The organism is Cohnella algarum, assembly GCF_016937515.1.
GTDB lineage: Bacteria > Bacillota > Bacilli > Paenibacillales > Paenibacillaceae > Cohnella > Cohnella algarum.
This window is the reverse complement of record NZ_JAFHKM010000002.1, coordinates 4,704,410-4,725,428: the sequence shown is the minus strand read 5'-3', so window position 1 is coordinate 4,725,428 and position 21,019 is coordinate 4,704,410. Positions and strand designations below refer to the sequence as shown.

At 60.5% G+C, this 21,019-nt stretch carries 15 protein-coding genes and 2 pseudogenes; 7 read left to right on the top strand and 10 right to left on the bottom strand.

The features are described 5' to 3' along the window. Nucleotides 1-97: 97 nt before the first annotated feature. From JW799_RS21260 to JW799_RS21230, 7 genes and pseudogenes are all read left to right on the top strand, one after another. Nucleotides 98-1,096, top strand: coding sequence for a beta-ketoacyl-ACP synthase III (locus JW799_RS21260; protein ID WP_080839254.1), 999 nt, complete (start codon nt 98-100; stop codon nt 1,094-1,096). Then, the gene (locus JW799_RS21255) at nt 1,086-1,763 is read left to right on the top strand and encodes an ATP-grasp domain-containing protein (RefSeq protein WP_205431609.1); all 678 of its coding nucleotides are present in this window, start codon (nt 1,086-1,088) and stop codon (nt 1,761-1,763) included. The genes JW799_RS21260 and JW799_RS21255 overlap by 11 nt, the downstream gene beginning before the upstream one ends. Next, nucleotides 1,730-2,305 (top strand): ATP-grasp domain-containing protein, encoded by a 576-nt coding sequence (locus JW799_RS21250; protein ID WP_205431608.1) that lies wholly within the window; start codon nt 1,730-1,732, stop codon nt 2,303-2,305. Before JW799_RS21255 ends, JW799_RS21250 begins: the two co-directional genes overlap by 34 nt. Beyond that, nucleotides 2,302-3,315 carry an NAD-dependent epimerase/dehydratase family protein gene (locus JW799_RS21245; protein WP_205431607.1) on the top strand — a complete coding sequence of 338 codons (1,014 nt, stop codon included), beginning with the start codon at nt 2,302-2,304 and terminating at the stop codon, nt 3,313-3,315. The genes JW799_RS21250 and JW799_RS21245 overlap by 4 nt, the downstream gene beginning before the upstream one ends. After that, nucleotides 3,266-4,054 (top strand): annotated as a pseudogene (locus JW799_RS21240) (MBL fold metallo-hydrolase); the annotation flags it as partial. The gene JW799_RS21245 and the pseudogene JW799_RS21240, both read left to right, overlap by 50 nt. A 130-nt stretch (nt 4,055-4,184) precedes the next feature. Next, nucleotides 4,185-5,531, top strand: a complete 1,347-nt coding sequence (locus JW799_RS21235) for a F390 synthetase-related protein (protein ID WP_205431606.1) — start codon at nt 4,185-4,187, stop codon at nt 5,529-5,531. 12 nt (nt 5,532-5,543) lie between these two features. Further along, a complete protein-coding gene (locus JW799_RS21230; protein ID WP_205431605.1) occupies nt 5,544-6,398 on the top strand; it encodes an SDR family oxidoreductase in 855 nt (284 codons plus the stop codon). A gap of 38 nt (nt 6,399-6,436) precedes the next feature. On the opposite strand, the gene JW799_RS21225 is transcribed toward JW799_RS21230, so the two are convergent. The 10 genes and pseudogenes from JW799_RS21225 to JW799_RS21185 all read right to left on the bottom strand — a co-directional run bounded on the left by JW799_RS21225 (nt 6,437) and on the right by JW799_RS21185 (nt 20,932). Further along, nucleotides 6,437-7,171, bottom strand: coding sequence for an ATP-binding domain-containing protein (locus tag JW799_RS21225; protein ID WP_240353365.1), 735 nt, complete (start codon nt 7,169-7,171; stop codon nt 6,437-6,439). Between the two features lie 69 nt (nt 7,172-7,240). Then, nucleotides 7,241-8,214: pseudogene (locus JW799_RS21220) on the bottom strand (NAD-dependent epimerase/dehydratase family protein). 250 nt (nt 8,215-8,464) lie between these two features. Further along, the gene (locus tag JW799_RS21215) at nt 8,465-8,995 is read right to left on the bottom strand and encodes a TetR/AcrR family transcriptional regulator (RefSeq protein WP_080839239.1); all 531 of its coding nucleotides are present in this window, start codon (nt 8,993-8,995) and stop codon (nt 8,465-8,467) included. Nucleotides 8,996-9,393: 398 nt separating this feature from the next. Further along, nucleotides 9,394-10,932, bottom strand: coding sequence for an extracellular solute-binding protein (locus JW799_RS21210; RefSeq protein WP_240353787.1), 1,539 nt, complete (start codon nt 10,930-10,932; stop codon nt 9,394-9,396). 74 nt (nt 10,933-11,006) lie between these two features. Then, entirely contained in the window at nt 11,007-11,867 is an 861-nt protein-coding gene (locus JW799_RS21205) for a carbohydrate ABC transporter permease (protein WP_205431584.1), read from the bottom strand. Beyond that, entirely contained in the window at nt 11,861-12,787 is a 927-nt protein-coding gene (locus JW799_RS21200; protein ID WP_240353786.1) for an ABC transporter permease, read from the bottom strand. The genes JW799_RS21205 and JW799_RS21200 overlap by 7 nt, the downstream gene beginning before the upstream one ends. 125 nt (nt 12,788-12,912) lie before the next feature. Continuing rightward, the gene (locus JW799_RS21195; protein WP_240353785.1) at nt 12,913-14,916 is read right to left on the bottom strand and encodes a golvesin C-terminal-like domain-containing protein; all 2,004 of its coding nucleotides are present in this window, start codon (nt 14,914-14,916) and stop codon (nt 12,913-12,915) included. A gap of 409 nt (nt 14,917-15,325) precedes the next feature. Next, on the bottom strand, nt 15,326-17,074 hold the full coding sequence (locus JW799_RS28900) for a WD40/YVTN/BNR-like repeat-containing protein (protein ID WP_240353364.1): 1,749 nt from the start codon (nt 17,072-17,074) through the stop codon (nt 15,326-15,328). Nucleotides 17,075-17,646: 572 nt separating this feature from the next. After that, nucleotides 17,647-19,155 (bottom strand): response regulator transcription factor, encoded by a 1,509-nt coding sequence (locus JW799_RS21190; RefSeq protein WP_205431572.1) that lies wholly within the window; start codon nt 19,153-19,155, stop codon nt 17,647-17,649. Then, the gene (locus JW799_RS21185) at nt 19,133-20,932 is read right to left on the bottom strand and encodes a sensor histidine kinase (protein ID WP_205431570.1); all 1,800 of its coding nucleotides are present in this window, start codon (nt 20,930-20,932) and stop codon (nt 19,133-19,135) included. The genes JW799_RS21190 and JW799_RS21185 overlap by 23 nt, the downstream gene beginning before the upstream one ends. Between the last annotated feature and the right edge of the window lie 87 nt (nt 20,933-21,019).

Below are 21,019 nucleotides of genomic sequence, written 5' to 3'. Positions count from 1 at the left end.
GACTTCTAGATCTAAACAAAATTTGAGTGCCCGGCCATCCCCAATCTATTAAAATGTGATCATGCGGAATTCCCATCTAGGTTAGGAGAAATGCATCATGAACGAACGTCATGTGTCGATTTTGGGGACGGGCAAGTATTTGCCGCAAACCTGCGTAACTTCGGAAGAAATGGACGCGAGACTCGGCGTGAAGCCGGGCTGGACGCTTAAAAAAACGAACGTGGCGAAGCGTTATTTCGCCGGGGAGGAAACGGCGTCCCGAATGGGCGCAAAGGCGGCGGCCGCCGCCTTGGAAGCGGCAGGTCTGTCGTTTCGGGATATCGATTGCCTCGTCTGCACGAGCGGGACGTCCGAACAGCCGATCCCCTGCACGGCGGCGCTGATCCAATACGAGATGGGCCATGGCCGGTCGGGAACGCCAGCCTTCGATATCAACTCCACTTGCCTCAGCTTTGTCGCGGGGCTGGACGTCGTTTCGTATATGATCGAAGCCGGCCGCTACCGCAACGTGCTGCTCGTTTCGAGCGAGATTTCCTCCGCCGGGCTGAATTGGGACCAGAAGGAAAGCGCCGCGCTGTTCGGCGACGGGGCGGTTGCCGTCGTCGTCGGCCGCGCCGCGGAAGGCGGAACGTCGCGCATCGTCCATGCCGCGATGGAAACTTACGCCGACGGCGCGCGCCTCTCGGAAATCCGCGGCGGCGGCTCGAGGCTTCATGCGCTCAAGCAAGCCGATGCCTCCGCCGGCGATTACTTGTTCGATATGGACGGACCCGCCATCTTCCGGATGACGTCGAAGCTGATGCCGCCGTTTGTCGAGCGGTTCATGGCGGCGGCCGGCACCCGCCTGCAGGACATGAAGCTCATCGTTCCCCACCAGGGCAGCGCGATGGCGGTCCGGCTGCTGAGCCGCAAGCTCGGCATAGCCGACGAACAGCTGATGTCGATCACGGCGGAACACGGGAATACGATCGCCGCCTCCATTCCGATGGGGCTGCACGAAGCGATTGCGCAAAAGCGGATCCGGCGGGGCGACCGGGTGCTGCTGCTGGGCACGTCGGCCGGGCTGTCGCTGGGAGGAATGATTCTTGATTATTGACGGGACGAGCACGCGCCGCCTGAACGTGCTCATTACCGGCGGCCGCGCGCCCGTCGCGCTGGAATGGGCGAGACGCTTCGCCGCTTGCGGGCATCGGGTGTTCGCCGCGGAAAGCGTCGATCGCTATCTGTGCCGCGTTTCCCGTTCGGTCGTCCGCAGCTATCGCGTGCCGCAGCCGAACGAAGACGAGGCGGGCTATCGGGAAGCGATCCGGTCGATCGTCAAGCGCGAAAGCATCGACCTTGCGGTCCCGACCTGCGAGGAAATTTTTCACCTGGCCAAATTCAAAACGGACCTCGAATCGGAGACGGGCTGCGCCGTTTTTTGCGAACCGATCGAAACGCTCGACCGTCTGCACAACAAGCGGTCGTTCATCGAGCTCGCCGCCAGTCGCGGGGCGCAAGTCCCGTTCACCCGGCCGGTCGAATCGGACGAGCTGTTGGAGACGCTCGCGCAGGAGGAACGTTTCGGCTCCAAGCTCGTGCTCAAACCCGTCTATTCCCGATTCGGCGCCAACGTGCACATCGTCGAGCGTGCCAGGCTGAAGAGCCTGCTCCGAAACGCCGACCTTCGGCGGCTTATCGAGCCGTCGGCGTCATGGATAGCGCAGCAATATTTGGAAGGAGCTCCGCTATGCTCATACTCGGTCGCCCGCGCGGGGTCGTGACCGCCCACGCTTCCTACGTTCCGGTCTATGCGGCGGGCCGCGGGGCCGGGATTTTTTTCAAAGCGGTCCAGGACGCCGACTTGCGCGAATGGGTGGCCCGCTTTGTCCGCGCGGAAAGCTTTACCGGGCAAATTTCGTTCGATTTCATTCGGACGCAGGACGGGACGCTATATCCGATCGAATGCAACCCGCGGGCGACGAGCGGCGTGCACCTGCTTCCGCGCGACGGCAGGCTTGTCGACGCGATCGCCGGGCCGGCCGGCGCGGGCGAAGCGCCGCTGCTCCCCGAACCGGACCGCACCTCGATGCTGGCGCTGGCCATGCTGCTGTTCGGAACGAAAGAGCTGCTCGCGCCGCGAAGATGGAAAGCTTGGACGGCGTCCTTCTTCGGCAGCCGGGATATCGTCTTCCGGCGCGACGATCCCGGGCCATTCTTCGAGCAGTTCCGCATCCTGCTGGAGACGGGTAAGACGGCCGCCGCGCGCAAGATTTCCCTATTGGAGGCTTCCACTATCGACATGGAATGGAACGGTGAACGATGAAGCGTGCTTTGATTACGGGAGCCACCGGGTTTCTCGGAAGGCGGCTTGCCGCCGCGCTGCTGGACCGGGGCTGGGAAGTTTCCGGCTTTGGACGAAACGAAGCGGTCGGCGCGGAGCTTGCGCAAGCGGGCGTGCGCTTCATCCGCGGAGATCTTGCCGATCCCCGGCAAGTCGCGGACGCATGCGCCGGCCGGCAAATCGTTTTTCATTGCGGAGCGCTCTCCTCCCCGTGGGGAGCGTATCGGGACTTTTACGCCGGCAATGTGGAAGGAACGCGAAACGTCGCGGCCGCCTGCCTCGCGCATCGGGTCGAACGGCTCGTTCACGTTTCCACGCCGAGCCTGTATTTCGATTATCGGGACCGCCTGAACATTCCCGAAAGCTCGCCCTTGCCTTCAAGGCCGGCCAATTGCTACGCCGCGACAAAACGGATGGCCGAGCAAATCGTTAACGAGGCGTTCGCGAGCGGCTTGCCGTCCGTCATCGTCAGGCCCCGGGCCATCTTCGGCCCGGGCGACCGGACGCTGCTGCCCAGGTTCATTCGCGCGAACGAGCAGGGCGGAATCCCGCTGTTCCGCGGCGGCAACATTCGGATGGACCTCACGTACGTCGACAACGTCGTGCACGCGCTGCTGCTTTGCGCGAGCGCGCCGGAGTCGGCGCTCGGGGCCGCCTATAACATCACGAATCGGGAGCCCGCGCTGTTTATCGACGTCTTGCGGCGGTTATTCGAGGCCCTCGGCAAGCCGCTTCGGCTAAGACCGTTGCCCTATCCCGTCGCATACGGACTGGCCGGCTTTCTGGAATGGAAGACCCGGCTTCTGCGGTCCGGCGCCGAACCGCTGCTTACCCGGTATTCGGTCGGGCTGCTCGGCAAGCATCAGACGCTGGATACGTCTCTCGCCGAAGAAAAGCTAGGCTATTCGCCCGTCGTCGGGCTGGAGGAAGGACTCGAACGTTATGCATCCTGGTGGAACCGGAACGAACGTCAATCAAACGAACGTCAATAAATCGAACTTCAAACAAGCACCCCTCAATCGAACGACCGTTACGCTGCGATTATTCGCGGCGGGGTATTGCGAGCATGCCGAATGGATCACGATTCGCGGCGGATCCCGGCGGAAGGCGCGGTTTCCGGCCGGGTACGCCGTCATCGGGCATCCCGTCCACGGGCCGGTGCTGTTCGATACCGGCTACGCGAGACGCTTTCATGAACATACGTCCGCCTTTCCCTATTCGCTGTATGCGAAGGTTACGCCGGCTTTCATTGGGGAAGGCGATAGCGCCGTCCGGCAGTTGGCGGATGCGGGCATCCGCCCGGACGACGTGCGGCAGATCGTCGTCTCCCACTTTCACGCCGATCATATCGCGGGCTTGCGGGATTTCCCCCGCGCTCGCTACATCTGCGCCGAGTGGGCTTACGAGGCGGTCAAACCGCTGAAAGGGCTGAAAGCGGTCCTGCGCGGCTTCGTCCCTTCCCTGCTGCCGGGCGACTTCGAAGAGCGATGCCGGATGCTGCGGGAGGATGAGCGCGTTCGGCTGCCAGGCGGCTTTCCCTTCCCTGACGGCTACGATCTGTTCGGCGACGGGAGCGTCATCGCCGTCGACGTTTCCGGGCATGCGGAAGGCCAGCTCGGGCTGTTCGTGCGGACCGAACGAAGCGAGTATTTTTTGTGCGCGGACGCCGTTTGGTCGAGCCGGGCATTTCGGGAACATCGGCTGCCGCATCCCGCGGCCGGCCTGATCATGTCCGGCCGGAGCCGGTACAAGACGACGTTCCAAGCCGTCGTTCGGCTTCATCGCGACTATCCGCAATTCAGGATTATCCCTTCGCATTGCATGGAAGCATGGGAACGTTACATCCGGGAGGGGAACCGCTGTGAAAGACAAGCTCGCCATCTTGCGGTCGTACGCGGCGACCCGATATTTCCGGAAGTGGCGAAGCCGGGAGTCGTTTCTGCGCTGGCAGGAAAAACGGATCGTCCGCCATTTGGAAACGGTCCGCGCGCGCTCCTCTTTTTACGAAAAACTGTGGCGCGGAATTCCGACGGACGAATGGAGAACGTTTCCGGCGATCGACAAAACCGCGATGATGGACCATTTCGACGAGCTTAATACGGTCGGCATACGCAAAGACGAAGCGTTCGAGCTGGCGATCGCCGCCGAAAAAAGCCGCGATTTCACCCCGGTGCTGAACGGAATCACGGTCGGCTTGTCGTCGGGAACTTCCGGCCATCGGGGGCTGTTTCTCGTCAGCGAGCGGGAGCGCTTGGCCTGGGCCGGGGCGGTGCTCGCCAAAGCGCTGCCCCGCTCCTTGCTCCATCGGGAGAAAATCGCGTTTTTCCTGCGCGCGGACAGCCGTTTGTACGGCTCCGTCGAAAGTTCCTCGATTCGGTTCGAATTTTTCGATCTGTACGAACCGATCGACCGGCACATCGCGCGCCTGAACGCGTATCGGCCGACCCTTCTCGTCGGCCCGCCGTCGCTGCTGCGGATGCTGGCCGAAGCGGCCGCGGCCGGCACCCTTTCCGTCGCCCCGGCGAAAATCGTATCCGTCGCCGAGGTGCTGGATCCGCTCGACCGGCGCGTCGTCGAATCGGCCTTCGGGCAAACGCTGCACCAGGTTTACCAGTGCACAGAAGGCTTTCTCGCTTCCACATGCCCGTATGGCACGCTTCATTTTAACGAGGATATCGTCTGCATCGAGAAAGAGTACGTCGATCGTTCGCGCGGCAAATTCATTCCCGTCGTGACCGATTTTTCGAGGCTGGCCCAGCCGATCGTCCGCTACCGTCTGAACGATTTGATCACGGAACGGAAAAGCTGTCCCTGCGGCTCCCCGTTTACCGCGATCGAAGCGATCGAAGGCCGAAGCGACGACCTGTTCTATCTGCCCTCGCGGGACGGGGCATCGCTCGTGCCGGTCTTTCCGGATCTGATTTCGCGCGCCGTCCTTGCGGCTACGGACGATTTGAGCGATTACAAGGTGATCCAGCAGGGCGAGAATCGGATTCTTCTAATGCTGAAAACGCCGGCGGGCGTCCATTCGGACCCTGCGGCCGCCCAGGTTGCGGCTTCTCTTGGCGAGTTGTTCCGGAAGCTGGGATGCGCAGTCCCCGATCTCGAATTCGCGCCGTACCGTCCGCCGGAGCCGGGCGTCAAATTGCGGCGGGTCGAACGGGCCTGGCGCGTCCAAGGCCGGATTGGGCAGAGGATGAAACGTTAACGGGAGGAAACCATGAATCGAAAAGTCGTCTTGATCACCGGCGCTTCGAGCGGCTTCGGACTGCATGCCAGCCTTCGCTTCGCCGAACGGGGACATGAAGTCGTCGCTACGATGCGCAATCCGGAGACGAAGGGCGAGCTGCTGGACCAAGCGGCTCTGCTCGGCGTCGCGAGCCGAATCCACATCCTGCGGCTGGACGTTACCCGAACGGAGGACATCCGGTCGGTCATGCGGGAGATTGGGGAGCGATTCGGACGCCTCGACGTTCTCGTCAACAATGCGGGTTATGCGGTCGGCGGCATGGCCGAAGAGGTGCCGCTTTCCGACTGGCGGGCGCTGTTGGAAACGAATTTTTTCGGCGTGATCGCCATGACCCAGGCCGCATTGCCGATCATGCGCAGCCAACGCCGCGGCACGATCCTGAACGTCGGCAGCATCAGCGGAAAAATCGGCATTCCCGGCTATGCGCCGTACTGCTCGTCCAAATTCGCGGTCGAAGGCTTCAGCGAATCGCTCCGGCATGAAGTGCGCGGCTTCGGCGTCGACGTCGTTCTCGTCGAGCCCGGCAGCTACAAAACCCCGATCTGGAACAAGGGCTTCGACCGCATCCGCGCGGCCCCTTCTTCCCCCTATCGGGACTTGCTCGATTCCGTGCTCGGTTATTCGCGGCGAACCGCGGAAGCCGCTCCCGATCCGGATCGGCTCGCGCGGAAAATCGTCGCCCTCGCCGAAAAAAAGTCCCCCTCCCTACGCTACGCTTACGGCAAGGGAGCAAAGCTTTCGCTGCTGGGCAAAGCGATCTTGCCGTGGAAATGGTTCGAGCGCGTGCTGGCGGCGGCGCTGCGCGCCGGGATGAACAAGCGCTGAGCGCCGCTTCCGGCATCGGACTTCCGGCGATCCGGGCTTCAACCCGGCAAAAACGCCGCGGGCTCGCCGCAATACGTCACGGTCAGCGCATGCATGGCCCTCGTGCAGGCGATGTACAGCAGGCTTCGATCCAATTCCGTCCGATAGGTAGCCGCATTCGCACCGGGAACGATCACCCGATCGAATTCAAGCCCTTTGGCCATATGGGCAAAGGTCACGACGATCCCGTCGTGGAAGCGCTCGCTGCCGAAATCGAGCAGCTTGATTTCTATCATAACGGGAAGCAGCCGTTCATTTTCCAACCTCGATTTGATCGGCAGCCCGCTTGACGCCCGATAAGCGTTCGCGATTTCCCCCTTCGGAATGCGCGTGCGGTCGACCTCGATGTCCTTGGGCGCAAAATAGCGCTCGGCGGCCAAGCGGATAAAATCGTCCAGCTCCGTCACGAAAATCGCGCTCGATTTGAATCTGATCCGTTCGATTCGCTTCGCGTCGTCCGATTCCAACAGATCCGCCGCCTGCTCGTTAAACGTCTGGAACCGGCAAATGCCTTTCAGTTCCGCCGCCGCGATGTCCTCCATGCCCGATTCCAGGATGCTTTCTTCGCCGAGCTCGGGCAAAACGTTCGAAATATAGTCGGAAAAAACCCGATTCGGGGAAATGATCATCATTTGACTCGATGAGATCGTGTCCTTGAACCGGTACAAAAGATACGCCATCCGGTGCAGGGCGACCGACGTTTTTCCCGACCCCGCGACTCCCTGAATGATCAAGCGTCGCGGCATTGCGGGCGATTAAGATGTTGAAGTCGGCCTCAGATGTTTTTGGTGATTGATTAATTACTAACTGCTAATCGAATGCTTGTTTTCCCCTTGCAAAGAACGAATCGTAGCGGCGATTCCGGTTTCGAAAGGGGTTGCCGGGATCGGTCCGACCAGCCGTTCGTATTTTTCCCCGCTCAACACGAGCGGCTCTTCGGTCAAGTACAGCATTTCAACGACTTCTTTCATGACCGGAACGGCCAAACCGAGCAAGGACAACCCGATCTTCCCCAGCGGGATGACCGGTTTCGTTGCGCCGCTTGCCGCTTGGGCGATGCGGACGATTTCCTTTCCGGATATCAGCCCTCCCCCGGAATGTGCCAGTTCTGTCCGTAAGCCTCGCTTCTTCCGGCAAGCTCCGCGATCATCTTCGCCGCGTCAGGCAAGTAAACGAATTCCCGGGGAACGCGCATATTGCCGATAAAAAACGCCATCTTCCCCGCCGCGATCGCTTCGAGCGTCGAGCCCAAATAGGATGCCTCGTTTGCCGTCGGGCCATAATAATCCGGCAGCCGAACGATCATGACTTCGGCGCGGCTCCATCGCTTGTCGAACAGCATTCGTTCGTACGCGAGCCGCACTTTTCCCTTTTTCGTATGCGGCTGCTTCGGGTGCTCCTCGGTCGCGCGGTTCATCCGTCTGCGGCCGTACGGATAGATGCCGTCGATCGCAACCACCTTCAACCCGAGCCCGTTTGCGGCTTCCATTACCGATTCGCCCAATGGAATCAGCTTGGCCGCCATTTCGTGATACGGCACGTTCGCGCAATGAAACAACACATCCGAGCCTGCCGCGGCGGCCGCGACGTCTTCCGGCCGGAAGGCGTCTCCTACGGACTTTTGCAGATTTGCCGGATTGCCCAGCCGGTTCGCCAGGCGCTCCAGCTTCGACCGGGAACGGCCGAACGCGATCGTATGCACGCCCCGACAGACGAGCTCCTCCGTAACGGCGGCGCCCGTGCCGCCCGTCGCTCCGATGACGATTGCTGTTTTCAATTTAAATCGACCTCGCTTTTCAAATTAGTAATTGATCAATCACTTCCCTGAGTTCAAAATAACATCTTGTTAGTGATTAGTCAATAACTAATTTCGAGAGGGGGAATCCCCTTTCGCTAACGGCAAGAGCTGCGCAAGGCGTATCGTCGGCAAGAAACGCGCGGAATGCCTCATCGCAAGAAACGCGCGGAGCGCATCGTCGGCAAGAAACACAAAAAGCATTCCTTCGTCGGCGTGAAGAACGAAAGTCTTATTCCCCTAATCCCTCTTTCAGTTCCGGCATATGCAAAGCCGCCGAAACGTTGCACAGCATCCCTCGGGCCAGAAACAGCATTGTCCGTTCCTCGGGATTCGGGATTCCCGCGCTTTGAAACGCGTTCAGCACCATGTTCCGCACCTCCCCGAATCCGTTGCGCATCGCCTTCCGGATCGACTCTTCCGGAATCGTCTGGGCTTGCATTTGCAGCAGCACCTCGTTCCGGTAAGCGTCCAAAATGTCCTCGTACGCCCGGATTAGGCCGGTTTCCAGCCGTTCCGGAGCGGCGGAGTCCACGACTTTGCGGAACGAGTCGATCACCCTCGTCCAGGAAACCTCCAGCGCGGTCAGCAGCAGCGCTTCCTTCGTCGCAAAAAATCGAAAAACGTACGGCTGCGAAATGTTGGCCCGTTCCGCGACCTGAGCGGTCGTCGCCCGGTAATAGCCGACTTCCGCGAAAACCTCGATCGCGGCCGAAATAATGTCGGAGCGGCGATTGACCGAAGTCGTTGCTTCTTTGGGCATGTTCGTTCCTCCTTTCGTTCTAGTTAGTGATTCATCAATTTCAGCATGCGCTGTCAGTATACTACGAACGGGATGTCGCCCGCAACGCTTCGTCCGCGCTCACGACTAAGGGCGGCCTCAAACCGCCATGGCTTTTTCGATAGAGCGGGCCGAAATCGGCCCGGATTCCGAAATAACGACGCCTTGAGGCCGTTATTGCCGGATTTTTCCCGCGCGGCGAGCAAATAACGGCGCCGCCGAGCCGTTAATTCGCGATAACGAGGCCGGAAACGGCCTGGTTTCGGGAAAAACGGTCACGCATGGGCGCTGCGAGGTCAAGGTTGTCATTCCTTGTTTATAGACAGAGGAGCCGTCCCTTCGGCCAATTTTGACCTTAGGAACAGCCCCTTGCCATGCGGTTATTGACCGTAGCCGAGCTCCTTCAGCTGCTCGACCGCGGATTCGACGAACTGATCGTACTTAAACGTGCTTTCAAGCGTTTCCAAAAACTTGTCGTAGTTGGCGAGGTCGTTTTTGCCGAAAACGAACTTGATCATTTCTTCTTCGATGTAGCGGTTGGCGTCGGCCGGGTTGTAGCCCGCCGGGCTTTGGACGAACCCGTCCAGCGTCTCCATGCGCGGGATCGCCGCTTCGAAATCGATATATTCGACGAGATCGGCGAACTTCGTTTTCAAATATTCCGTCTCCGGACGGCCCGAGAACTGGTACAGCCAGGTAAAGGTCGCTTCCTTGGAACCTTGCTCCGTAATGGCGACCGTATCGCCGTTCAGCGTAAAGTGGGTGCCTTCGATGCCGAACTGCACGAGCCGGTTGCCTTCCGGCGTCGACGTATAGTTGAACAGCTCCAATACTTTTTCAAGCTTCTCCGGCTCGTTCTCGAGCCGCTTCGGCACGACCCACAATCCGCCGGCTTCGCCGATGTTGATGGCTTTGCCGTACGCCTGGCCGTTCGGCCCTTTCGGCGGCGCCAGCTGGATCCATTCCGCTTCCGGGTTGGCGCCTTTCCACGCTTCCACCTCGGCCGGCTTCATGATTTGCGCCCATTCCGTATGAATGATGCCTACTTTGCCCTGGAACGCCTTGTCTTTGGCCATCGTGCCCTTGTTGCTGACCACTTCGGGGTCGACGACGCCCGCATCGAGGAACCGCTTGATCGCGGCGAGCGCATCCTTGAATTCCGGCTGGTAAAACGTATTCGCGACTTTGCCGTCACGGACGAAAAATTGCGAAACGTTGGAAATGTTCGTCACGCCGTATGCGCCGAAAATCGGATCGAACGCATCGAAATTGGTGCCCGTCAGACCGAACGTATCGTTTTTGCCGTTGCCGTCCGGATCTTTTTCTGTGAACGCTTTCGCTACCTCGAACAGTTCGTCGACCGTCGTTGGCGCGGCCAGACCGAGGTTGTCCAGCCAGTCCTTGCGAATCCAGTAGGTGTAAGCCAGCGCCTGGCCCGCCTTCGGCAGCGCGTATTGCTTGCCGTCGATTTTGCCTTTTTTGAGGACGTCTTCGCCGGCAAAGCTCGCATAGTCCGGCATTTTGTCCAGATAGGACGTCAGATCGAGCAGCGATCCGGCTTCGGCCAGCTTTTGCAGCTGCGGCTTGCCGGTCACCAGAAACACGTCGGGCAAATTGTTGGAAGCCGCGCGGACGTTAATCTGGTTCTCGTAGTCGCCCATATCGCCGACAAGCGTCATTTCGAGCGAGATGTTCAGCTTCTCGTCAAGCGCCTTTTTGATAAAGTCGTCGGTAGGAAGATTCGTGCCCCAGCTGATCTGGGCCGCTTCCAGCTTCACCTTTTCGGCGGATGCCGGCGAGGAAGCGCCTCCCTCTCCGGCGTTCGTTCCCGCGGCGTTTCCGCCGCCGTTGCCGCCGCCGCAGCCCGCGAGCGCAACCGCCAGCGCGGCCGCCGTCAGCGCAACCAGTCTCTTTTTCATTTTCAACGTGTACCCCTTCTTTCGGTTTGATGTCCTTACTATGAATATACTCGTCCGCCTCGCGGCTTCCAAGTTTATCCCTTGATCGCGCCCAGCAGCATACCCTTCGTAAAGTGTTTCTGGATAAACGGATAGACGGCGATGATCGGCAGGCTTCCCGCGATGACGGCGGCCATCTGCATCGCGGCCGTAGGAACGGTCACCTCGGCTTGCAGCTCGCTGGATTGCGAAAGCAGCAGCATGTTGCGGATGACGACCTGCAGCGGATGAAGGTCCGAATCGGTAATGTACAGCACGGCGGAAAAAAAGGAGTTCCAGTGCCCGACCATGTAGAACAGGCCGACCGTCATGACGGACGGGACGGACAGCGGCAGCACGATCTGCCACAAAATCCGGAATTCCTTCGCCCCGTCGATCTTCGCGGACTCGAACAGCTCTTCCGGAAGATTTTCGAAAAAGCTTTTCATCACCAGCACGTTAAAGGTAGCGATCGCGCCGGGGACGATCAGCGACCACACCGTGTTCAAAAGCCCCAGCGATTGGACGATCAGATAGGTCGGAATGAGACCTCCGTTGAACAGCATCGTCACGACGATGAACAGCAGGAAAAACGTGCGCCCCTTCAAATTGCGGCGGCTGAGCGGGTAGGCGGCGATCGTCGTCAACAGCAGGTTGACGATCGTGCCGACGACGGTGACGAACACCGTGACGAGCATGGACCGGCCCAGCGCGGGATCGGCGAAAATACGTTCGTACGCTTCGAAGGAGAGGCTGCGCGGAATGACCACGAAGCCTCCGTTCTTGACGACTTCGCTATAAGGCGTAAGCGACATCGAGACGACGTACAGCAGCGGGAAAATGGACATCAGGGCGACCGCGATCAGGATAGCGTAGACGAATCCGTTAAACACCCGGTCCGATTTGCCTGTTACCATATGCTTCCCCCCCATCTTTTCGCCAGCTTGTTCGCGCCGATAATAAGCACGAAGCCGATCGCGGATTTGAACAGGCCGACCGTCGTCGCGAGACTGAAGCTCATCTGTTCGAGCCCGGTCCGGTATACCCACGTATCGATGATGTCGCCTACCTCGTAAACGCGCGGATTGTAGAAAACGAAGATCTGCTCGAAGCCGGCGTCCATAATGTTGCCGATTTTCAAAATGAGCAGCAGCGTAATGACGTTGCGAATTCCCGGCAGCGTCACGTGCCAGATCATTCTCAGCCGGCTTGCTCCGTCCACTCTTGCCGCCTCGTAGAGCGTCGGGTCGATCGCGCTGATCGCCGCCAGATAGATGATGGCGCCCCAGCCGAGATCCTTCCAGATTTCCGTGGAGACGAGCACGGTCCGGAACCATTCGGTGGAATTCATGAACGGGATGGAGCCGCCGCCCGCTTCCGTGATCCACCGGTTGATCAGGCCGGTCGTTTCCGACAGGAACGCGATCGAAATGCCGTAAATGATGATCCAGGACAAAAAGTGCGGCATATAGCTAAGCGTCTGCACCCATCTTTTGAGCCAGCTGATCCGGCATTCGTGGAACAAAATGGCCAGCACGATCGACGGGAACATGCCGAACACGAGCTTGTACAGGCTGATCAGGAGCGTGTTCGACAGCAGCTGCGAAAAATACGGCGATTCGAAAAACTGCTGAAAATACTTGTACCAGGGATCGGCCCACGGGCTGTTCAGGATGCCGTCCGTGAAATTGTAGTCCTTGAAGGAAATGATGACCCCGTACATCGGCAAGTATTTGAAAATAAAATACCAGACGAGACACGGGAGAAGCATCAGATAAAGCGCCTTCATTTGCCAGATGCCGGCCAGCTTCCTGCCGGCTTTGGTGCCGGAGGCCATCTGCGCCGGCGCCGCGATCTGCTGTTTCATAGCCTCAACTCGTTTCATCGTTATCGTTACCTTCATCATAACGAATCGGCGGAGCGGGCAATATCATCGTATCTGTGGGATTCCGTGCACGATTCTCACTTTGTTTTCGGTTTCTTTTTGCCGTATTCGATCGCAAACGTAGCCGGGAGCGGCGATTTGAAAAAGGCTTTGCCGGCCTTCGGACGGTATTCGGCTTTGAGCGGCACTCTATCGCCTGCGTCGTCCGGGAGACGGTATACGTTCACTTTGCCCGGGGCATCCCCTTTGTTCAGCTTGTAGGAAAGCGCGATGTCGACCGGCTTCGTCGCAAAAGCTTCGCCCCGTCCGTTCGTCAGTTCAATCCGGTACGTATCGCCCGTACGGACGACGCGAAGCTTTATCCGCGCTCCGTCGGCCGTGCCGCCGCGGACAAGCTCGCCCGCGGGCAAATCGATTTCGGCGATGCCGAGATCGAGGCTGACCCGGCAGGAGCAGGCTTTGCGTTGAAGCGGCTCCGCCGGCAAGTCGAGCGAGATGTCCGAGACGCCTTCCGGGATGGCTGCGGCGATCGCGATGTTTTTCTTTGGCGATGCCGAAGCCGCCTGGGCCACGATGTCCGGAGCCAGCCGAACGTACGCGGCGCCGTTGCCGTCGAGCCCCGGTTCGGCCCGGATGACGCCCTGGCGATAAACCGCCGGCGTATACGACGGCCCGGCTTCGAGCGTCAGCGTCCGGGACGACCGGTTGCCCGCGCGGTCGACGGCCTCGACGACGATCCGGTTCGTCCCTTCGGCGAGATGGACGGAAACGGCAAACCGGTTGCTCCAGCTTTCTTTGTAAGGGGTCTCCAGCTCGGTTCCATTGTGCGTCACCGTCAGCGATACGACTTCGTTCGCGCGGCCCCGAACGACGTAATCGCCGGCGGTTTCCGTTCCGTCCTCCCGATCGAACGCAATCGTAGGAGCCGACGAATCCGGAGCGTTCGCCGCGCCGGGGTGCGTCGCTCCGTAGCCGTCCCGCTCCGCGAGCGAAAATTTCACCGCGTCGGCGATCGTCGTATTGGAGCCGTTGGAGACGATTTTCACATAGCCGTCCGATCCCGCCTCCATCGGGTAGGTGCCGATGTAAACCCAGCGGTTGTCGTCCTGCGTCTGGTTCGCCCGAACGCTCGTGTCCGTTCCTTCCGCGTGGCCGATTTCCAGCGGTGCGGCGGTAACGCGGTCGGCCGAGGCGTTCCACAGCATATAGACGTTGTAATCGCCGGGCTCGGTAATGTAGGGCGTCCATTTGGCCCATTTGCCGGGCGTTTTGCCGTCGTGGTAATAGTTTGCCCCGTATCGGGAAGCGGAGTACGTGCTCGGCGTCCAGGGCGAATCCGACGTAAATCCGGCATCCAGGTTGTCGACGATGACGTCTACGCTCAGGTCCGGTTCGGTCGAAACGGCCAGCTCCTCCGAAGGCGCGGAAACGTTGCCCGCTTGGTCGACGGACTGGACCCGGTAATAATAGACGGTTCCCGCTTCGAGCCCGTTGCGGTCTTCGAACGCCGGCTCCGTCAGCAGCGACGCGATCCGGTTGGCGGCGGTCGGCTCGAAGCCGGGCGTTGCGCCCCGGTAAACATGGTAGCCGAGCAAATCGTCCGCCTCGACGGGAGACCACCCGAGCGAGATGCGGAACGCCGCCGTTTCCGTGGCCGCAAGTCCCGTCGGGGCTGCCGGCGGCTCGGCATCGACGGCCGAAGTCGTCGCCGAAACGGGTTCGCTCGGCGCCGAGACGTTGCCGGCCATGTCGATCGCCTGCACGCGGAACGAATACGGCGTTTCCGGCTGCAGCCCGGCTACGCTGAACGAGGTGCCGTACGTTTCCGCCACGGGGGCTCCGTTTTCGTCCAGCACCCGGTAGCCTTTCATGCCCGAATCCGCGTAGGCGGAAGCGTCCCAATGAAGGTCGACGGCATGCGGCGTCGTCTTGCCCGCCCGCAGGTTCGCCGGCGCGTTCGGGGGCGACGCGTCGTTTTCGTATTCCGGTTCGGGCAGCGGCTCGGCCAACGCGCCGTACAGAATGCCCGTACCGTTCGTGCCGACGTATACTCTTCCGTGCACTTGCCGGTCTCCGGTCATCGCGTTCGGGTCGTTCCCCGGAAACGGATTGTCGACGCTCGCCCTCGTCCACGTGACTCCCATGTCGTCGGAACGGTAGACGCCTTCTCCGTCGAAGCCGTCGACCGTGCCGTATACGAAAACGGCCGGATTGAGGCGGCCCGGCGCGTGCTTGCCGAAGCTGAACAGGAACGCCTGCCGAACGCCCGGAACTTTGCCGAACGATTCGCCGCCGTCGCTCGACCGGTACAGCCCTTGATCGTTCAAGCTTACCCAAACTTCGCCCATGACGCCCGGCGCGGCTTCCACCGTATGCCAGGCGGTCTGCTGCGCCGGCAGCGTCGAGACTTTTGCCCAGGTTCGGCCTCCGTCGGAGCTGCGGTAGAAGCTGCCGTTTTTTTCATAAACGTAAAACGTATCGCCCTGTACTTTATCGGCCGACAGAGGCTGATAATAGTTGCCGAAAATATGGTTGCCCGTCAGCAGTCCGGACGGCGCGCCGACCGCCTTCTGCCAGGTCGCGCCGCGGTCGGCCGTATAGTGGATATCGCCCATCTGCGGCACCCATACGATGACGTCGGGCGAGGTCGCCGACACCGCGACTTTGCCGCCTTGCGCTCCCTTGTAGGGCAGCGAGGCGAACGCCGTATAACTCGTGCCGCCGTCTTCCGAATAACCGCCCGAACCGGGATCCTCGCGGCCGTCTCCGTTCCAGCCGTACGTCCCGACGCGGACGACGAAGTTCGGGTCTCGCTGCTGCACGTCGATGCCGGTCGTCGTCAGCTCGTGGATGCCGTCCGTTCCCGTAAAGTAAGTGGAAGCCGGCACTTCGTCCAGCGATCGGTGATCGAACCCCCCCGTTGTCCGCAATGCCCGAATGGAGGATCGTTCCCCCGCCCGGCGGACTGACCAGATTGGCGACGTTCACGACCGTCTCCAACCCTTTCGCATCGTTGCGCCAAACGGTCGGCGTCGCATCGATATCCTCGGTCCGCCAGGGGTAATACCAGTCCGTCAGCCAGACCCGGCCGGGACGGAACGGGTCGAACGCCAGCGCCGACGTTGCCGACGACCAGTGCCAGTCGGGCATCCACGGCACGCGGATATCGCGTTCGTACGGCACCGTCTCCCACGTCGCGCCGCCGTCCTCGGACCGGTAAATCGGGTTGCCGTGGCTGTCGAGCTTGCGCGCCGCGATCAGCCGGTCCGGATTGGCGGGATCGATCGCGATCGAACCGAACGTTTTGCCCGTATCGGCGGCCGGCGTCCTGTCGGACCAAGCTCCGCTTTCATAGGCGGCAAGGCCGGCGCCATGCGCGACGTACAGCTTGCCGTTCGGGTCTACCGCCGCCCTGAGCGGCTGCGCTGGGCTGCCCGTCAGCAGCGTCCAGGTGTCGCCGTAATCCGAGCTGCGGTAAACGCCCGAATTGTGCACGCCCGCATAAATAACGGCGCTGCCTTCACCCGGCGAACCCGAAGACGGATCGAACAGGACGAACGTGACGCCGTGGGGCGAGCTGCCGGCGACCGGCAATCCCGCAACCCGGGTCCAACTGCCGGGCGCCGCCCCTTCCCCGCTGCGGAACAAACCGTCGTACCGCGATCCGAAAAAAACGACGGAGCCGTCGTTCGGATCGACTGCCAGCCGTTCCCCCGCGGTTCGGTTTCCGCCGTTCGCGGCCATGCGGACCTGGGCTCCGTTCGCGTTAAGGCCGGTGGCGGTCCAGGTTTCGCCCCGGTCCGTCGATTTGTAAATGTCGCTTGGCCGCAAATAATCGTACTTGCCCAGCGCCGCATAGACGACGTCCGGATCGGACGGATCGATCGCGATGCTTTCGCCGCCGTAAAGATTGATCTGGCTGCGATCCGCCCAACCGACAAGCTGTTTCCAGCTTGCGCTTGTCTCGTTCCATCGGTAGATGCCACCGACATCGGTGCGGATGTAGACGAGATCGGGTTCGTTCGGGTGAACGACGATCCCCGTAACATAGCCGCCTCCCCCGATCGGAACGCCGCCCCAGCGGTAGGTTCCCGTTTCCTCCTGGGCATAGGCCGCTTCCGCTGTCGCATCGGATGCGGCTCTCGCCGCCGGCGAGAACGCCGAAAGCAGCAGCAACAGAGCGATTCCCGCCGCCAGCAACCTCCGCGCTTTGTTCCTCCCCCATGCTTGTTCTAGCACAAAAACAACCCCTTTTTCCCCATATTCGGCGCTTGCCCGATCATAAAAACCACTCCTTTATCGCAGTTTGTGAAGCGCTTTCATAAATCAATTGCATCGTATCAAATGAATTCGCTCGATAAAATCAACAAATCTTCGTTCCGGCATGCAGATTTCATCTGTCTGCGGCTACGGCGCCTGCGGTTGCGGCGTCTTCGGTTGCGCTGTCAGTGTTCCTACATATTTGTGTCGTCCGCTGCGTCCGAGTTTCATTCAATCCGAAGAGACTTCAGATTCGTGCGGTCTCCTGACGCGATTGTAGGCCATTCGACACTTTCCCGCTTCCCCGCTTCGTTAGTCCATGTATCCCTTTGAAAAAAGCGAAAGGACTGCCGATCGGCAAAAAAGTTCTGCCAATCGTTCAGTCCCTTGACTTGATAATTTCAGCCCCTGAATCCCCTTCTTGCCCGCCAAATCCGCCGTTAACCCGCCATGTAGTCCGTCCGGTCCCCTTCTTGCCTTTCAAACCAAACCCATCGCCAATCCGCCATTGCGTCCATTCAGCCCCCGGCCCGGCCTGGCCCCGGCCCCCGTCAAAGCCCGACGCCGCTCCCGGACCCGGACGTTTCGCGCTTGCGGACCGTCCGGTGCTCGTTCGGCGTCGCTCCCGTCCAGCGCTTGAAAATTTTGAAGAAGTAGCTCGGATTCGAAAACCCGCAGCGCTCGGCGATTTCGGCCACCGCAAGCTCCGTCTCCTCCAAGTAAAACTTCGCTTCCTCCACCCGCAGCCGCTGCAAATAGTTGATGAACGTGTCGCCCGTTTTTTTCTTGAACAGGCTGCTCAAGTAATTTTCGTCCATGTTGACGTGCTGGGCCATTGCTTGCAGCGAAATTTCCTGGTCGTAATGCTGCTGAACATAACGGAGGATGGCGTTGATTTCGGGATGGTCGGTTTCGACCGGGTTTTGCCGTCCGCTGCCTTTGGCGTACCGCCGCATCCGGCCGTCCAGCTCTCGCAGCAGCGCGTCGTGCCGGACGCAAGCCATTAGCGCCGCGGTATCTTCCTGCGGCTTGCGGCTGATTCTCGCGAACAATTTGTCCAGCCGCTCCGCCGTTTCCTTGGCCAGCACCATCGGCAGCGCCCGCTCGGCCATATACGCCCATAAGCCGGCGAGCAGCTCCGCGCATTCGGCGATCGCGTGACGCTCGTAGGCCCGAACGACGGGCTGTTCGACCTCCCAGGGCACGCCCGGCATGTTCCACTCCGCGCCGTCCGTTTCTGCGCCGCCGCCGGTCGGTCGGCTATAATAAAAACGATCGAGCCAGCGGAGATTGGCCAGCCATTTCGCCTCGATCTCTTCCCCGCTCGCGCTGCGGCAGATGACCGGAAGCTGCCGGTCGGGCAGCTTCAGCAGCTCCGGCTGCGCCCCCCCGCTCCACCGGATGAACAGCGTCGTCTGCCCCATATGGGCAAACGAATGGACAAGCTCCCCGTTGCCGGGCGATACGCCGAGCAACGCGCAGAAGCGCTCGCAGCCGAACGGCTCGGACCCGCTCAGCGCAGTGGCGATCGTCAGCCGGCCGCCGTTCCAGCCATGCCGCTTCAGCTCCTCCAGCTTCTCGCGCTCATAGCCGCTCAGCTCCTTGCCGAGCATGTCGCGCCACAAATACCCGATCCGGCTGCCGATCGAGTCCCACAGCGCGCGTTCCTGCTGGCGCGCGATTTTGTCGAGCTCCGCCTTCGCCTTGCCGAGCGCGCCGATCAGCTGGTCGTCTTCCATCGACAGCTTGAGAATGTACCCGCTTGCGCCATGCTCGAGCGCCGCGCGCGCATACTCGAATTCGCCCGCGCACGTCAGCATGATGAACCGGGCTTCGCTGCCTTCGGCGCGGGCCGTCTTCAGCAGCTCGATTCCGTCCATATACGGCATGAAAATATCGGTAACGACGATATCCGGGTCGAGCTCCTTCATTTTCTCCAACGCTTCCTGGCCGTGCGACGCTTCCCCGGCGATCGTGAACCCGTGTTCCTCCCAAGGGATGGCGTTCCGGATCGAACGGCGGACGAACGGCTCGTCTTCAACGAGCAGAATTTTCCACATCGGGCTTCACCTCCATGTCGTAGGGGGAAGAGATGAGCAGGGGCATTTCCAGCACGACCAACGTGCCCTGCTCCAGCGGAAACAGCGAAAGAGACGACCGGTCCTTGAACAGCAGCTCCAGTCGGGCGCGCAAATTGCTGAGGCCGATCCCCTTCCGTTTGCGCCCGGATTTCGGTTTTTCGCCGCCCAGCCCTTGCCCGTTGTCCCGGATTTCGATCCGAAGCTGCCGTTCCCGGCGCGCGGCGGAGATGCGAATGGCGCCTCCGTCCTTCATATGCACCAGGCCATGGTAAATGGCGTTTTCCACAAGCGGCTGCAGGCTAAGCTTCGGCACGAGCGCATATTGCAGCTCTTCGTCGATTTCGTACTCGGTCTTGAAGCTGTGGTCGTACCGGAACGATTGAATGTACGCGTAAGCTTTGACCAGCTCGATCTCTTCTTTTAAATGGACCAGGTCGACTTCGCTGTTCAAACTCGATTCCAGCAGCCGGCCGAGATTTTGGCAAATTTCGGACGTGGCGAGATCGCCGTGGTTGCGGGCGTTCCACTTGATCGTGTTCAATGTATTGAGCAGAAAATGAGGATTCATCTGGGACATGAGCATTTGAAAATGAAACGCCTCCTTCTGCCGTTCCTCCGTCCGAAGCCGGGAGATGAGGCCTTTGATGTCGCCGATCATCCCGTTGAACGCCTTGGCCAGCACCAGAAGCTCGCCCTTGAATCGGTGCTCGGGAATGCGGACGTCGAGATCCCGGTCGACCAGCTCCTTCATCGTTCGCTGGAGCGCGCGAAGCGGCCTGACGATGGAGGAAACGATCGCGTAGGTAACGCCGATAAACAAGACGACGGTGAGCGAAAAGGAAACGATCACCTCGCTTCTCATCGCGCGGAGATTGCCGGAGAGCGCCTCGAGCGGGAAGCGGGTGACGAGCGTCCAGTCCAGATTGGGCAAATAAATGCCGTTATAAATAAACTGACTGTTCTCGTCCGTCGCATGGCGGTAAGGATCGTTCGCGAACAGCTCCCGCATGCCGAGAAGCTGCGCTGTCGCGCGATCGTCCTGCGGCAGCAATATCGGCTTCCTGTCGCCGTCGAACAAATAGTATGTCTGCTTGACCTGAAAGCCGTTCGTCATCGACTGAAGCCAGGTCCGGATATCGAGAGTGATGCGCAAATAGCCGAACGTGTCCCCGTCTACCGTCGTCAGTTTGGCGAACAGCGAGTAAAGCTCCGATTGCGGAAAAAGATCCGCCAGCAGGTCGCGCGACTCGTGAACGGCCCACATGTACGATTGACCGGTGTCGGACAGCGTCGCATACTCCGGCTGCCCCGTAATGTCCGAGACGGACACGAAGCGCTCGGGCTCCCCCTCCTCGGTCGTCGTATAGACATGGCCATATTGGTCGGCCAGCGTAATGTGGACCGGGGTAAGCGCATTCATCAGCCGCTGCTTCAGCGCGAGCAGCCGGTTGGCGATTTGCAGCTCCCGGTTCGTATCCGCAAGCTCGCCCGGCGAGGACAGCATCGCGATCAGCTCGGGATCCCGCTCCAATTGCAGCATGCCTCCCAGAACGCCGATTCGCAAGTTTTCCATTCCGTTTTTGATCGAATCGAGTTGGGCGGCGTTTTGCTGCGAGATATTCGATTCCATCGCCGTTTCCAGCTGGCTGATGTTTCGGAGCTGCAGAAATGCGGAAGGAACGAGCACGAACAAAAGGATCGAGACGAACAGCCGATTTTTGATGCTTGCCGGCCAAAGCGACCTCCATGCCTTCATGCCGCGACCTCCCGAACATTCATGATATGGGCAGTTTACCACAGAAAGCCCCGAGACCGGAACATGCCGCCCCCGACATGGGAGGGC

Coding starts and splice junctions, on each gene's coding strand:
- JW799_RS21260 (WP_080839254.1), top strand. CDS start 98: ATGAACGAACGTCATGTGTCGATTTTGGGGACGGGCAAGTATTTGCCG.
- JW799_RS21250 (WP_205431608.1), top strand. CDS start 1,730: ATGCTCATACTCGGTCGCCCGCGCGGGGTCGTGACCGCCCACGCTTCC.
- JW799_RS21245 (WP_205431607.1), top strand. CDS start 2,302: ATGAAGCGTGCTTTGATTACGGGAGCCACCGGGTTTCTCGGAAGGCGG.
- JW799_RS21230 (WP_205431605.1), top strand. CDS start 5,544: ATGAATCGAAAAGTCGTCTTGATCACCGGCGCTTCGAGCGGCTTCGGA.
- JW799_RS21215 (WP_080839239.1), bottom strand. CDS start 8,995: ATGCCCAAAGAAGCAACGACTTCGGTCAATCGCCGCTCCGACATTATT.
- JW799_RS21210 (WP_240353787.1), bottom strand. CDS start 10,932: ATGAAAAAGAGACTGGTTGCGCTGACGGCGGCCGCGCTGGCGGTTGCG.
- JW799_RS21205 (WP_205431584.1), bottom strand. CDS start 11,867: ATGGTAACAGGCAAATCGGACCGGGTGTTTAACGGATTCGTCTACGCT.
- JW799_RS21200 (WP_240353786.1), bottom strand. CDS start 12,787: ATGGCCTCCGGCACCAAAGCCGGCAGGAAGCTGGCCGGCATCTGGCAA.
- JW799_RS21195 (WP_240353785.1), bottom strand. CDS start 14,916: ATGACCGGAGACCGGCAAGTGCACGGAAGAGTATACGTCGGCACGAAC.
- JW799_RS21190 (WP_205431572.1), bottom strand. CDS start 19,155: ATGTGGAAAATTCTGCTCGTTGAAGACGAGCCGTTCGTCCGCCGTTCG.
- JW799_RS21185 (WP_205431570.1), bottom strand. CDS start 20,932: ATGAAGGCATGGAGGTCGCTTTGGCCGGCAAGCATCAAAAATCGGCTG.